Origin of the sequence: Streptomyces sp. NBC_01176, from assembly GCF_045039825.1 — a bacterium.
GTDB lineage: Bacteria > Actinomycetota > Actinomycetes > Streptomycetales > Streptomycetaceae > Streptomyces.
Map to the genome: position 1 here is coordinate 5670375 of NZ_CP108600.1, position 14329 is coordinate 5684703.

Sequence of the window (14329 nt, forward strand, 5' to 3'; positions counted from 1 at the left end):
CGCGGCGCGACCGTACCCGTATGGCATCAAGCGCTCGTGACCTCGCCGCGGCCACTCCCGCCGCGCGCGACAAGTACATCGACCTGCTCCGGGTCGCCTCGCTCGGCACGGTGGTGCTGGGGCACTGGCTGATGGCCGCCGTCTCCGTGGGCGACGACGGGCGGGCCGAGGTGGGCAACCTGCTCGCCGTGCAGCCCAGGCTGCAACTGCTCACCTGGGTGTTCCAGGTCATGCCCGTCTTCTTCTTCGTCGGCGGGTTCTCGCACGCGTTGTCGTACCGCTCGCTGCGGCGCCGGGCGGAGCGGGAGGGCACGGAGGGGTCGCTCTACGCCGTCTTCCTGCGGGCGCGGCTCCAGAGGCTGCTGCGGCCGACCATGGTGTTCATCGGGGTGTGGGGGGCGGCCGCCCTCGTGCTGCAGCTCGCCGGTGAGGGAGGCGGGCTGCTGGACGTCTCCCTGCGTCTGGTCGCCCAGCCGCTGTGGTTCATAGGGATCTATCTGGCGATGGTGGCCTTCACCCCGCCGTTGCTCCGGCTCCACGAGCGAGGGGGGTGGGGCGCGTTCGGTGGGCTCGTCGCGGCGGCAGGCGGTGTGGACGTCCTCCGGTTCGGCTTCGGTGTCCCGTACGTCGGATTCCTCAACTTCGCCTTCGTCTGGCTCGCGATCCATCAGCTCGGATTCCTGCGCGCGGACGGAAGAGTGCGGCGGCCGTACGTCCTCGCGGGCGCCGGGCTCGCCGGGGCGGTGCTCCTGGTGGCCTGCGGGCCCTATCCGCTCTCCATGGTCGGCATGCCCGGCGAGAGCATCTCGAACATGGCGCCGCCGACCTTCGCGCTGCTGTGCCACGGGCTGTGGCTGGTCGGCGCGGTGGAGCTGGTGCGCGGGGCCGCGGGACGGTGGCTGCGCAGGCCGCGGGTGTGGCGGGTGGTCGTCGCGGCCAACGGTGTCTCCATGACCGCGTTCCTGTGGCATCTCACCGCGATGCTCGGGGTGTACGGGGTGCTGCTGGGGCTGGGGGTACGGCTGCCGGAGCCGGCCACGGGGGAGTGGTGGGCGCAGGTGCCGGTGCGGGGGGTGGTGGCCGGGATGGTCACCGCGGGGCTCGTCGCCGTGTTCAGGGGCTTCGAGCGGGCCACCGCCGTGAAGGGGGTGCGCGGGGTGTCCGGGGGCGCGCGGGTGGCTGCCGCCGTGGGGGTCGGCCTGTGCCTCTTCGGCATCCTCGGGCTGTCGCTGGTCGGGTTCGGCGGGCTTCTGGACGGGCGTACGGCGGTGCTGGTGGCCGTGCGGGTGACGGCGCCGGGTGCTGTCGCGATGACGCTGGTGGGGTGGTTGCTGGTGGAGCGCACGGCCCGCACGTGACCGCGGTGCCCCGCGCCCGCCGCCCCCTGCCTGTCCCGTCCCCGGGGCGGAGCCCCCAGGGACGGGTGGGAGAGGAAAGGTGGTGGATCGGGTGACGGGTCGGCCGGACTACTCTTGAGGGTCGATCGTCCCCCCTGGCAGGAGAGAAATGGCCGTCAACCTGGTCAATGTCGAGTCCGTCAGCAAGGTGTACGGAACCCGTGCCCTGCTCGACGGAGTCTCCCTCGGCGTCAGCGAGGGCGACCGGATCGGTGTGGTCGGGCGGAACGGCGACGGCAAGACCACCCTCATCCGCATGCTCGCCAAGCTGGAGGAGGCCGACACCGGACGCGTCACGCACTCCGGCGGCCTGCACCTGGGGGTGCTGACCCAGCACGACTCGCTCGACCCCACGGCCACCGTCCGCCACGAGGTCATCCGTGACCTGGCCGACCACGAGTGGGCGGGGAACTCCAAGATCCGGGACGTGCTGACCGGACTCTTCGGCGGACTGGACCTGCCCGGCTTCCCGCAGGGACTGGACACCGTCATCGGCCCCCTCTCCGGAGGCGAGCGCCGGCGTATCGCCCTCGCCAAGCTGCTCATCGAGGAGCAGGACCTGATCATCCTCGACGAGCCCACCAACCACCTGGACGTGGAGGGCATCGCCTGGCTCGCCCAGCACCTGCGGGAGCGCCGCTCCGCGCTGGTGTGCGTCACCCACGACCGGTGGTTCCTCGACCAGGTCTGCACCCGCATGTGGGACGTGCAGAAGGGCTCGGTGTACGAGTACGAGGGCGGCTACTCCGACTACGTCTTCGCACGGGCCGAGCGTGAGCGCATCGCCGCCACCGAGGAGGTCAAGCGGCAGAACCTGGTCCGCAAGGAGCTCGCCTGGCTGCGGCGCGGCGCCCCGGCCCGTACCTCCAAGCCCCGTTTCCGCGTCGAGGCCGCCAACGAGCTGATCGCGGACGTGCCGCCGCCCCGCGACAAGAGCGAGCTGATGAAGTTCGCCAGCTCCCGGCTCGGCAGGACCGTCTTCGACCTGGAGGACGTGACCGTACAGGCCGGCCCCAAGGTGCTGCTCAAGCACCTGACCTGGCACCTCGGCCCCGGCGACCGGGTCGGGCTGGTGGGCGTGAACGGCGCCGGCAAGACCTCGCTGCTGCGCTCCATGGCCGAGGCCGCCCGCAGCGAGGGCGAGCGGCAGCCCGCCGCCGGCCGGATCGTCACCGGCAAGACCGTCAAGCTCGCCTACCTCTCCCAGGAGGTCGCCGAGCTCGACCCGACGTGGCGGGTGCTGCAGGCCGTCCAGGCGGTGCGGGACCGCGTCGACCTCGGCACGGGCCGCGAGCTGACGGCGGGGCAGCTGTGCGAGACGTTCGGTTTCAACAAGGAGAAGCAGTGGACGCCCGTCGGCGACCTGAGCGGCGGTGAGCGGCGGCGCCTCCAGCTGCTTCGGCTGCTCATGGACGAGCCCAACGTGCTCTTCCTCGACGAACCGACCAACGACCTCGACATCGAGACGCTGACCCAGCTGGAGGACCTGCTCGACGGCTGGCCGGGCTCGATGGTCGTGATCTCCCACGACCGGTTCTTCATCGAGCGGACCACGGACAACGTGTTCGCCCTGCTCGGCGACGCCACGCTGCGCATGCTGCCGCGCGGGATCGACGAGTACCTGGAGCGGCGCAGGCGGATCGAGGAGGTCGCCGCGGCCGCCGTACTCGCCGCCGCCCCCGCGCCCGCCAAGGCGGCCTCGGCCGCCGACGCACGCGCCGCCAAGAAGGAACTGCAGAAGATCGAGCGGCAGCTGGACAAGATCTCCGAGAAGGAGACCAAGCTGCACGCCCAAATCGCCGACAACGCCACGGACTTCGCGAAGGTCGCCAAACTCGACACCGAACTGCGTGAGTTGGCCGGCGAGCGCGAGGAACTGGAGCTGCGCTGGCTGGAGCTCGCGGAAGACGCCTGAGCCTCGGGCGGGCGGCGCGCACGTCCCGTGAAGGGGGCGTGAAGGCGCGTAACGAGGGCATCACGGGCCGGTCCTCCCTTGGGAACAGGGGAACGATCGGTCCCCTGTACGAGGCGTGCGGAGTGATAGAAAGGGCCGTCTGAGAACAGTCTGAGAACCACCGGCGTGACGCGAGACGGAGGTGCGGTCGAGACCCGTGCGGGGTCGGGCCGCCGACGCCGCCGGTGGGGCGCCACATCAGTGAATGAGGGGGACGCGCTGATGAGTCAGCCGCCGAACGAGCCGCCGCAGGGCGGCTTCGGAGCACCACAGGACCAGCCACCGGCGCAGGGCGGCTTCGGACCGCCCCAGGATCCCCGGCAGGCGCCGCCGCCGCCCGCGCAGCCGCCCCAGGCGCCCCCACCACCGCAGGCGCCGCCGGCCGGACCGCCGCAGCCCGGCTACGGCTACCCGCAGCAGCCCGGCCCGTACGCGCAGCCCGGCCCCTACGCCCAGCCCGGCCCGTACGCCCAGCAGCCGGGCCCCTACGGTCAGCCCGCTCCGTACGGCCAGCAGCCGGGCCCCTACGGTCAGCCCGCTCCGTACGGCCAGCAGCCGGGATACGGGCAGGCACCCGGACAGGGCCAGGGATACGGGCCCGGCTACGGCTACCCCGGGCAGGTGCCGTACCCGGGCGCGCCCGGTACTCCGGCGCCCGGCATACCCGGCGGTTCCAGGAACCCCTTCAAGGGGCGGCCCGCCGTGATCATCGGGGCGGCCGTGGCCGCGCTGCTCGTCGTCGGCGGGACGGTGTGGGCCGTCAGCGGCGGCGGCGGTGGTGACGACGGGAAGAAGCCGGTCGCCGAGGACAGCAAGGGCGGCACGGACGGCAAGGACACCGCGTCCCCGGCCCCGGCCAACCCGGGTGACGGCAGCGGCGACGGCGGTGAGGACCCGGAGAACCTCAACGACGGCCGGAAGGCCGGTGAGGCGAAGGTGCTCTGGTACAAGCAGGCGCCGGACGCGCCCGGTTCGGGCGCCGACGCCCCCGGCATGTGGATCACCGGCAAGTCCGCGGTGAAGGCCGCGTACAAGCAGGTGTTCGCGTACAACGTCGGTGACGGCAAGCCCACTTGGGACCCGATCACGTTTCCGCAGAAGATCTGCGCGGTCACCCCGCACAAGACGTCCGACGACAAGGTCGTCGTGGCGTACATGAGCGGCGCGGGCGACAGCGCCAAGTGCAACCAGCTCCAGCAGATCGATCTCGCCACCGGAGCCAAGGGCTGGAGCGGGAAGGTCGCGGACGGCGCGCTCTTCGACAGCACGCTCACCGTCGAACTGTCCGTCGCCGGGAAGACGTTGATGGTCGGCCGGTCGCAGTCCGGTACGGCGTACGACGTCACCAGCGGCAAGAAGCTCTGGGACAAGAAGAACTACGGCCAGGCCTGCTATCCGGCCGCGTTCGCGGGCGGCGCCAAACTGCTGTCCGTCGCGTCCTGCGGGGCCGGCAGCCCGACCCAGCACGACGAGGTCCAGGAGCTGGACCCGGCCACCGGCAAGGCCAGGTGGACCACGAAGATCCCCAAGGGCTGGCGGGTCGTGCGCGCCTACTCCGTCGACCCCGTCGTCCTCTACATGACCAACGACGACAAGAAGACGGTCAACATCACCACCCTGAAGGACGACGGAGGTGTCCGTTCGCAGCTGTCGAGCAAGGACTCCTTCGCGCCCGAGTGCGGTTTCGCCATCATCGACCGGGATCTGCCGGGCTGTTTCGGCGCCGTCGCCGACGCGAACACCCTCTACCTGCCGACCGAGGCGAAGACCGGCGCCAACGAGGTCGTCGCGTTCAACCTGGCGACCGGCAAGGAGAAGTGGCGCGTCAAGTCCCCGGCGGACGAGTCGATGATGCCGCTGAGGATGGACGGCACCCGGCTGATCGCGTACGTCGAGCCGTCGTACGACGCCGGTGGGCAGGTCGTGTCGATACCGACCACGGGCAGTGGTCACACGCCGGCGAAGCTGCTGCAGAACCCGCAGGGCGCGGCGTCGATCGAGAACGGGTTCTTCTCGAAGGCGGTCGACTACGTGGACGGGCGCTTCTACATCTCCACCACCCGGCTGACGGGCAATGACCAGTCGAGGGAGAAGCTGATGCTGGCCTACGGCAAGTGAGGCGCGCTCACGCCGCCTTCGGCACCTTCTCCGTCCACGTCCCCAACGCATCCGTATCCGAGGTACACACGCCATGAGCCAGCCGCCGCCCCCGCCGCCGCCCAACGAGCCCCCGAAGAAGGACGGGTTCGGTGCGCCCCAGGATCCGCCGCCGGGTGGGTTCGGTGCGCCCCAGGATCCGCCGCCGGGTGGGTTCGGTGCGCCCCAGGATCCGCCGCCGGGTGGGTTCGGTGCGCCCCAGGATCCGCCGCCGGGTGGGTTCGGTGCGCCCCAGGATCCGCCGCCCGGCGGGTTCGGCGCCCCGCAGGCACCGCCGCCCGGTGGGTTCGGTGCCCCGCAGCCTCCGCCGGGACCCGGTTACGGATACCCGCAGGCACCCCCGCCCCCGCCCCAGTCCCAGCCGGGCTACGGCTATCCGGGCCAGCAGCCCGCGCAGCCGCCGTACGGCTACGGCTATCCGCAGCAGCCGCCGACCTACCCCATGGAGCCGCAGGCCCATCAGGGCGGCGGCGGGCGGAAGATGAGCAGCCAGGCGGTCATCATCGTGGCGGCCGTCGTGGCCGTCGCCCTGATCATCGGCGGCGGTGTGCTGTACGCGACCTCCTCCGGCAAGGACGACAGCAAGAACAACTCCTCCGGTACGGGCGGCGCCACCGGCGGCAAGGACGACAAGGGCGGTACGGGCGGCGGCGGGACCACCGGGTCGAACGGTGAGGAGAAGGTGCCGGCCGACACCAGCTCCAAGGTCCTCTTCCAGGTCCCCGCGCCGTCCGTGGCCGCCGGGAGCAGCGTGACCACCGTCGGCTCCTGGCTCACCGACAAGGTGTACGCCAAGAGCGGCAACGCCGAGGTCGACGGCTACGACCCCGACTCCGGCGCCAAGTTGTGGACGATCAAGCTCCCGGGTCCGGTGTGCACGGCCAGCCGGCACGCCACCGATTCCGACCGGACCGCGATCGTCTACGAGCCCGCCATGCCGACCAAGGCCAAGCCCTCGCACGGTTGCAGCGAGGTCGCCGCGCTCGACCTCGCCGCCGGCAAGGAGCTGTGGTCCAAGTCCGTCAAGTCCGGTGACCAGAAGATCAGCCTGGACAACGTCACCGTCAGCGGCAACACGGTCGCCACCGGCAGCACCAGCGGCGGCGCCGCGTTCGACATCTCCACCGGCAAGGCGCTCTGGTCGCCGAAGCCCGCGGACAGCTGCTACGACGCCGGGTACGCCGGCGGCGACAAGCTGGTCGCGGTCCGCAAGTGCGGTGCGTACGGCAGCGCGCGTCAGCTGCACATCCAGACCATCGACCCGAAGTCCGGGAAGGTGATCTCCGAGTACAAGATGTCGCCCGGCATCGAGTACGCGAGTGTCGTGTCGACCGACCCCCTCGTGGTCGCCGCCGATGTCGGCGACACCGCCGGGGACGGCAGTGGCATCTCCGACTTCTTCTCGATCGACAACAGGACCGGCCGGCTGCGGACCAGGATCTCCGCGCCCGGCAAGACGTACGCCGCCAAGTGCGACGGCATCAGCAGGACCGAGGCGTGCACGATGCTGGCGGTCGGCAACGACAAGCTCTACATTCCGACCGAGGAACACGACGGCAGCGGCCAGTACAGCCAGACGAACGAGATCGTCGCCTTCGACCTCGGCACCGGGAAGCAGACCGGCCAGCGCGCCAACGCGGGCGACGGCTACACGATCTCCCCGCTGCGCATGGACGGCACCAACATCCTGGCGTACAAGCGGCCGCCGTACGACAAGGGCGGTCAGATCGTCAGCATCGACGGCACCACCTTCAAGGAGACCAAGCTCCTGGAGAACCCGGCGACCCAGTCGGTCCGCGACGCGGAGACGAGCATGCTCCCGGACTACGCGGAGATCCTCTACGGCGACGGTCGTCTCTACATGTCCGCGGTCTACGCCCACAAGCCGACCGGCACGGACGAGAAGGAGTATCTGGCGATCGCGTTCGGCGCGCACTGACCGGCACGACGTGATCACGGCCCCGTCCCTGCTCAGGGGCGGGGCCGTGCGGTTCCCCCTCATCATTCCCGAATGCGAGGAATTTCGGTATTCCGGGGCACTTCTCGCCGGTAGGGGAAGCGCAACGTCGAACAAGCGTGTAGCTTCCGGGGGATGGAGAGCCGGGGGGCTCCTAATCCACGGGGAACCAGTGGGGATGCTTGGGGGGACTGGGGGGTTGCTCGATGGGAGTGCGGCTCATGGTGGTCGACGACCACCGACTGCTCGCCGAGGCGCTGGCCTCGGCGTTGAAGCTGCGCGGGCACCGGGTGCTCGCCGCGGCGGCGCCCGCCGCGGGAGCGGCGGAGCTGGTGATCACGAGGGCACCCGAGGTGTGCCTGATCGGTACGGCGACACCCGCCGAGCCGGGGATGTTCGACCCGGTGGTCAAGATCAAGCGGGAGCGTCCGCAGGTGGCGGTCCTGGTGCTGGGACCGGTGCCGAACCCGCGGGGCATCGCCGCCGCGTTCGCCGCGGGCGCCTCGGGATACGTACGCCATGACGAGCGCATAGAGGGCGTCGAGCGGGCGATCATGAAGGCGAGGGCGGGCGAGGCGGCGGTGGCCCCCGGCCTGCTCCAGGGCGCCTTCAGCGAACTGCTCAACCCCGCCGCCCAGCCGGACGACGAGGGCCAGCGCCTGCTCCAGATGCTGACGCCTCGGGAGGTCGAGGTGCTGGTCCGGGTCGCAGACGGCGAGGACACCCGGCTGATCGCGGCGGGGATGGGCATCGCGCCCTCCACGGCCCGGACCCATGTCCAGCGGGTGCTGATGAAGCTGGGCGTGGGGTCGAGGCTGGAGGCGGCCGCGCTGGCGGCACGGACGGGGCTGCTGGACCGGGCGGGGCCGGTGGCGACGTAGCCCCGGGCCGGGGCGGTGTCCCGGGTCCCGGTTCCCTGCCGGCCCGGAGATCGCCCGGTGAGGTGCGCCGGCGCCCGTACGGGCCGGATGGTGCTCGGTCCCGGGGCTCGGGTGTGCGGACGGGCCGGATGGTGCTCGGTCCCGGGGCTCGGGTGTGCGTACGGGCCGGATGGTGCTCGGTCACCGGGGCTCGGGTGTGCGTACGGGCCGGATGGTGCTCGGTCACCGGGCCCCGGTGTGCGTACGGCACGGATGTCGCTCCCGGCATGTGACCCGGGCGTCCGCACGGGCCGGATGCCAGCGGCGGGTGCCCTGGGGCCGCGCACGGGGGCGGACCTCGGTCGGTGAGGTCCGGCCCCGTGCGCGGTGTTCGCCGCCCGGCTATTCGGCCGGCTCCTCCTCCCCGGAGGCCGGTACCGGCGGTGCCAGCGGGCGCAGCCACAGCCAGGCCAGGAAGAAGAGGCCCAGGGCCAGCATGCCCAGGCCGGTCCAGAGGTTGATGTTGATGCCCTGCGTCTTGGCGCGGTCGGTGTCGGAGGCGGTCAGGCCGGCGACCGTGACGATGACGCCGTAGACGACGAACAGGCCGCCGATGATGCGGCGGATGTCGAAGAGGCGGGCCGCGGTCGCGGAGTTCTTCTCCAGCTCCGTGACCTCGCGCTGGACGTCGCGGTCCGAGTAGTGGTCGGACATGGTTTCCTGGTCCTTTCTCTTCGGGGTGGCAGCGGACGCGGAAGCGGGATCAGAGCGAGAACGGGAGGTAGCAGGCCGCCGCCAGGATCAGCGCGCCCCAGCCCAGCAGGGCGGGCCTGCGGTACCAGGCGTCGTCGCCGGCGGCGGGCGGCTCGGCCGTGCCCGGTGAGCGGGTGCCGTAGACCAGGCCCTGGAGGTCCTCCGCCGGTTTGGGCGCGGTGAAGAGGGAGACCGCGACCATCACCACCGCGCCGGCCACGAAGCCCGCGATCGCCGACACGAAGTTCGCGCCCTGGTCGGAGGGGATGCCGATGATGCCCTGCTTGTAGATGACGAAGTAGTTGACCATCGCGGCGGTGGTGCCCGCCAGCAGCCCCCAGAAGCCCGACTTCACGGATGCCCGCTTCCAGAACATGCCGACGATGAACACCACGAACATCGGCACGTTGAAGAAGGAGAAGAGCGTCTGGAGGTAGCTCATGATGTTGGAGAAGGACGACGCCAGGAAGGCCGTGCCGATCGACGCGAGGACGCCGATCACCGTGATCAGACGGCCGAAGCGGATGTAGTAGGCGTCCTCGCGGTCCCTGACCACGTACTTCGCCCAGATGTCGGTGGTGAACACGGTGTTGAAGGACGACACGTTGGCCGCCATGCCCGCCATGAAGGCCGCGAGGAGACCGGTCACCGCGATGCCCAGCACGCCGTTGGGCAGCAACTCCTGCATCAGGTACGGGATCGCGTCGTTGTACTGGAGGTCCGAGCCGCTCGTGCCGATCTTCGGGACCAGGACCGCCGCCACCAGCCCCGGGATCATCACCAGGAAGACGATGAAGATCTTCGGGTAGGCGGCGATGAGCGGGGTGCGCCGGGCCGCGCTCAGGTTCTTGGCCGACAGCGCGCGCTGCACCTCCGCGAAGTTCGTCGTCCAGTAGCCGAAGGAGAGCACGAAGCCGAGGCCGAGCACGATGGTCAGCCAGTTGGCGCCGAGCGGGTTGTCACTGCCGATGCCGGTGCCGCCCCACGCCGTGGTGAAGTGGCCGCCGTGGGACTTGTCCAGTGAGTCCGTCAGACCGTTCCAGCCGCCGACCCGGTGCAGGCCCAGCACCGCGATCGGGATCAGCGCGGCGAGGATGACGAAGAACTGCAGGACCTCGTTGTAGATCGCCGACGACAGGCCGCCGAGCGTGATGTAGGCGAGGACGAAGAAGCCGGCGACCACGATCGCCACCCACTGCGGCCAGCCGAGCAGTGCCTCGACGACGATCGCGAGCGAGTAGAGGTTGACGCCCGCGATCAGGATGGCGGCGAAGGCGAACAGGATCGAACTCAGCAGGTGTGCCCATTTGTCGAAACGCAGCAGAAGGAACTCGGGAACCGAGCGGACCTTCGAGCCGTAGTAGAACGGCATCATCACCAGGCCGAGGAAGACCATGGCGGGGATGGCGCCGATCCAGTACCAGTGCACGGTGTAGACGCCGTACTGCGCGCTGTTGGCGGCCATGCCCAGGATCTCGGTGGCGCCCAGGTTGGCCGAGATGAACGCGAGGCCGGTGACCCAGGCGGGCAGCGAGCGCCCGGAGAGGAAGAAGTCGAGGCTCGTCCTGACCGAGCGCTTCGCGGCGAAGCCGATGCCGAGGACGACGACGAAGTAGATCCCGAGGATCGTGTAGTCGAGCCCGTTGGTGGGGAGCCGGAGCCCTTCGGCCAGGTGGGCGGTGGGGCCGGAGGCCAGGTGGCCGGAGGCCAGCTGGACGGCCCCGTCGGCCAGGTAGGTGGGGGTAGGCATGCCGGTATCTATGCCCCGTGCGCCCCAGGGGCCGCCCAAGCTTCACAGACACCCCCCAAACCCGCACAGGCATTGACGTTACTGTTGCTTTGTGATTTGTTGTGTTGGGTTCTGTTGAGTGGCTTTGCTGGTTCGAAGCGGTGCGGATGAGGAGTCCAGCGGTGAAGAAGACCTCGACCCGGCTTGCCGACGGTCGTGAGCTGATCTACTACGACTCACGCGACGACACGGTGCGCGACGCGGTGGACCGGCGTCCGCTGGAGCCGACCGTCACCAGCTCCCAGGTGCGCCGCGACCCGCTCCTCGGTGACGCCGTGGCGGTCGCCTCGCACCGGCAGGGCCGCACCTACCACCCGCCGGCCGACGAATGCCCCCTGTGCCCCTCCCAGGGTGACCGGCTGAGCGAGATCCCCGACTCCTCGTACGACGTGGTGGTCTTCGAGAATCGTTTCCCCTCCCTCGCCGGCGACTCCGGCCGCTGCGAGGTCGTCTGCTTCACCTCCGACCACGACTCGTCCTTCGCCGATCTGACCGAGGAGCAGGCGGGGCTCGTCCTGGAGGCGTGGACGGACCGGACGGCGGAGCTGTCCCATCTCCCCTCCGTCGAACAGGTCTTCTGTTTCGAGAACCGCGGCGCTGAGATCGGCGTCACGCTCGGACACCCGCACGGGCAGATCTACGCCTACCCGTTCACCACCCCCCGCACGGCGCTGATGCTGCGCTCCCTGGCCGCGCACAAGGAGGCGACCGGCGGCGGGAACCTCTTCGACGAGGTCGTCGCGCGCGAACTGGCCGAGGGCGAACGGATCGTCCTGGAGACCGAGCACTGGGTGGCCTTCGTGCCGTACGCCGCCCACTGGCCCTACGAGGTCCACCTCTACCCCCGGCGCCGGGTGCCCGACCTGCTCGGCCTCGGCGAGGGCGCACGCACAGAATTCCCCCAGGTCTACCTGGAACTCTTGAAGCGCTTCGACCGGATCTTCGACGGGCCGGGTGGAGAGAAGGAAGGGGTGGGGGAGCCTCCGACGCCGTACATCGCCGCCTGGCACCAGGCGCCGTTCGGCACGCTGGAGGAGTTCGACGGCGTCAACCGCGACGACTTCGCGCTCCACCTCGAGCTTTTCACCATTCGCCGCACTTCCGGCAAGCTGAAGTTCCTCGCGGGTTCCGAGTCCGGCATGAGTGTGTTCATCAACGACGTGCCGCCGGAGGCCGCGGCTCAGCGACTGCGAGAGGTAGCGAGTACATGAGTGGGAAGTACCTGGTCACCGGTGGCGCCGGATATGTCGGCAGTGTGGTCGCGCAGCACCTGATCGAGGCCGGCCACGAGGTCACCGTCCTCGACAACCTCTCCACCGGCTTCCGGGAGGGCGTCCCGGGCGGGGCCACCTTCATCGAGGGCGACATCCGCGACGCCGCCAAGTGGCTGGACGCCTCGTACGACGCCGTCCTGCACTTCGCCGCGTTCTCGCAGGTCGGCGAGTCCGTCGTGAAGCCCGAGAAGTACTGGGACAACAACGTCGGCGGCACGATGGCGCTGCTCGCGGCGATGCGCGAGGCGGGCGTGCGCAGGCTGGTCTTCTCGTCGACCGCCGCGACGTACGGCGAGCCGGAGACCACCCCCATCGTCGAGACCGCGCCGACCAGGCCCACCAACCCCTACGGCGCCTCCAAGCTCGCCGTCGACCACATGATCACCGGAGAGGCCGCGGCGCACGGGCTGGGCGCCGTGTCGCTGCGGTACTTCAACGTGGCGGGCGCCTACGGCGCGCAGGGCGAGCGGCACGACCCCGAGTCGCACCTGATCCCGCTGGTGCTCCAGGTCGCGCAGGGTCGCCGCGAGGCGATCTCCGTCTACGGCGACGACTACCCGACACCGGACGGCACCTGCATCCGCGACTACATCCACGTCGCGGATCTGGCCGACGCGCACCTGCTGGCGCTGAAGGCGGCCGTTCCGGGTGAACACCTCATCTGCAACCTCGGCAACGGCAACGGCTTCTCGGTCCGCGAGGTCGTCGAGACCGTCCGCCAGGTGACCGGGCACCCGATCCCCGAGGTCATGGCGGAGCGCCGCGCCGGGGACCCGGCCGTACTGGTCGCCTCCGCGGCGACCGCGCGCGACCGGCTCGGCTGGAACCCGTCCCGCGCGGACCTCGCCGGAATCGTCGCGGACGCGTGGGCGTTCGCGCAGAACATCGCAAGGGAGCAGTAGGTGGGGGTTCGCGAGGGCTTCGAGGAGCTGTACGGCGCCGCGCCCGAGGGCGTCTGGGCGGCGCCCGGCCGGGTCAACCTGATCGGCGAGTACACGGACTTCAACGAGGGGTTCGTGATGCCGCTCGCGCTGCCGCACACGGCGGTCGCCGCGGTGTCGCGTCGCGACGACGGAGTACTTCGGCTGCACTCGGCCGACATCGAGGGACCGGTCGTCGAGCTGCGCGTCGACGAACTGACGCCGCTGACGAACACCAGCTGGGCCGCGTACCCGGCGGGTGTGGTGTGGGCGCTGCGCGAGGCCGGGCACGCGGTGACGGGTGCCGACGTCCATCTGGCCTCGACCGTGCCCACGGGGGCCGGACTGTCCTCCTCGGCCGCCCTCGAGGTCGTCACGGCACTCGCCCTCGACGACCTCTACGAACTCGGGCTCAGCCGGCCCGAGCTGGCCCGCCTCGCGCAGCGCGCCGAGAACGACTTCGTCGGGGTGCCCTGCGGGATCATGGACCAGACGGCGTCGGCGTGCTGCGCCGAGGGGCACGCGCTGCACCTGGACTGCCGGGACCTGTCGATCCGCCAGATCCCCTTCGACCTGGCCTCCCAGGGCCTGGAGCTGCTGGTCGTCGACACCCGGGTCAAGCACGCGCTGGGCGACGGGGCGTACGCCGAGCGGCGTGCGGGGTGCGAGGAGGGCGCGCGGCAGCTGGGAGTATCCCATCTGCGGGACGTCGCGTACGGGGAGCTGGACGCGGCGCTCGCCCGGTTGTCCGACGAGCGGGTGCGCCGGTACGTGCGCCATGTCGTCTCCGACGACCACCGGGTGGAGCGGGTCATCGCGCTGCTGGACGCGGGGGACGTCCGGGCCATCGGGCCGGTCCTCACGGACGGGCACGCCTCGCTGCGGGACGATCTGCGGATCTCCTGCGAGGAGCTGGACCTGGTCGTCGCTACGGCGAACGCCGCGGGGGCGCTGGGGGCGCGGATGACGGGGGGCGGCTTCGGGGGCTCGGCGATCGTGCTGGTCGAGTCGGCCGACGTGGACTCCGTCGGCAAGGCGGTGACGGAGGCGTTCGCGGGGGCCGGGTACACCGCGCCGCGGGTGTTCCCGGCCGTCCCTTCGGCGGGCGCACGCCGACTGCACTGACCTGCTCTTCTCCGCCCCCGGACCCCCGTTCGGCCTGAACGGCCTCGTCCTCGAACGCCGGACGGGTCGACATACCCGGCCCGTCCGGCGTTCGAGGACGAGCCCTTCGGGCGATGCGGGGGTCCAGGGGGCGGCAGCCCCTT

At 70.9% G+C, this 14329-nt stretch carries 10 protein-coding genes; 8 read left to right on the top strand and 2 right to left on the bottom strand.

Annotated elements, in window-relative coordinates; all coding sequences use genetic code 11:
* The first annotated feature begins 20 nt into the window (after window positions 1-20).
* From OG199_RS24515 to OG199_RS24535, 5 genes are all read left to right on the top strand, one after another.
* Window positions 21-1358, top strand: coding sequence for an acyltransferase (locus tag OG199_RS24515; protein ID WP_356807893.1), 1338 nt, complete (start codon window positions 21-23; stop codon window positions 1356-1358).
* Between the two features lie 148 nt (window positions 1359-1506).
* Window positions 1507-3312 (top strand): ABC-F family ATP-binding cassette domain-containing protein, encoded by a 1806-nt coding sequence (locus OG199_RS24520; protein ID WP_356807891.1) that lies wholly within the window; start codon window positions 1507-1509, stop codon window positions 3310-3312.
* Between the two features lie 261 nt (window positions 3313-3573).
* Window positions 3574-5469, top strand: a complete 1896-nt coding sequence (locus OG199_RS24525; RefSeq protein ID WP_405831276.1) for a PQQ-binding-like beta-propeller repeat protein — start codon at window positions 3574-3576, stop codon at window positions 5467-5469.
* A gap of 73 nt (window positions 5470-5542) precedes the next feature.
* Complete coding sequence (locus tag OG199_RS24530) at window positions 5543-7447, top strand: PQQ-binding-like beta-propeller repeat protein (RefSeq protein ID WP_405831278.1); 1905 nt, start codon at window positions 5543-5545, stop codon at window positions 7445-7447.
* A 224-nt stretch (window positions 7448-7671) separates the two neighbouring features.
* Window positions 7672-8346, top strand: coding sequence for a LuxR C-terminal-related transcriptional regulator (locus tag OG199_RS24535; RefSeq protein ID WP_153290122.1), 675 nt, complete (start codon window positions 7672-7674; stop codon window positions 8344-8346).
* 381 nt (window positions 8347-8727) lie between these two features.
* Here the strand turns inward: OG199_RS24535 and OG199_RS24540 are convergent, their stop codons facing one another.
* Both OG199_RS24540 and OG199_RS24545 read right to left on the bottom strand, forming a co-directional pair.
* Window positions 8728-9039 (bottom strand): hypothetical protein, encoded by a 312-nt coding sequence (locus OG199_RS24540; RefSeq protein WP_351721692.1) that lies wholly within the window; start codon window positions 9037-9039, stop codon window positions 8728-8730.
* Between the two features lie 49 nt (window positions 9040-9088).
* A complete protein-coding gene (locus OG199_RS24545) occupies window positions 9089-10828 on the bottom strand; it encodes a sodium:solute symporter family protein (RefSeq protein WP_401800692.1) in 1740 nt (579 codons plus the stop codon).
* Between the two features lie 161 nt (window positions 10829-10989).
* On the opposite strand from OG199_RS24545, the gene galT reads away from it, so the two are divergent.
* The 3 genes from galT to galK are packed head-to-tail and all read left to right on the top strand — an operon-like array spanning window position 10990 to window position 14186.
* Window positions 10990-12078: a galactose-1-phosphate uridylyltransferase gene (galT, locus tag OG199_RS24550; RefSeq protein ID WP_405831280.1), complete on the top strand. Its 1089-nt coding sequence runs from the start codon at window positions 10990-10992 to the stop codon at window positions 12076-12078.
* Window positions 12075-13043, top strand: coding sequence for a UDP-glucose 4-epimerase GalE (galE, locus tag OG199_RS24555; protein WP_401800698.1), 969 nt, complete (start codon window positions 12075-12077; stop codon window positions 13041-13043). Before galT ends, galE begins: the two co-directional genes overlap by 4 nt.
* Window positions 13044-14186: a galactokinase gene (galK, locus tag OG199_RS24560; RefSeq protein ID WP_405831282.1), complete on the top strand. Its 1143-nt coding sequence runs from the start codon at window positions 13044-13046 to the stop codon at window positions 14184-14186.
* Window positions 14187-14329 lie beyond the last annotated feature (143 nt).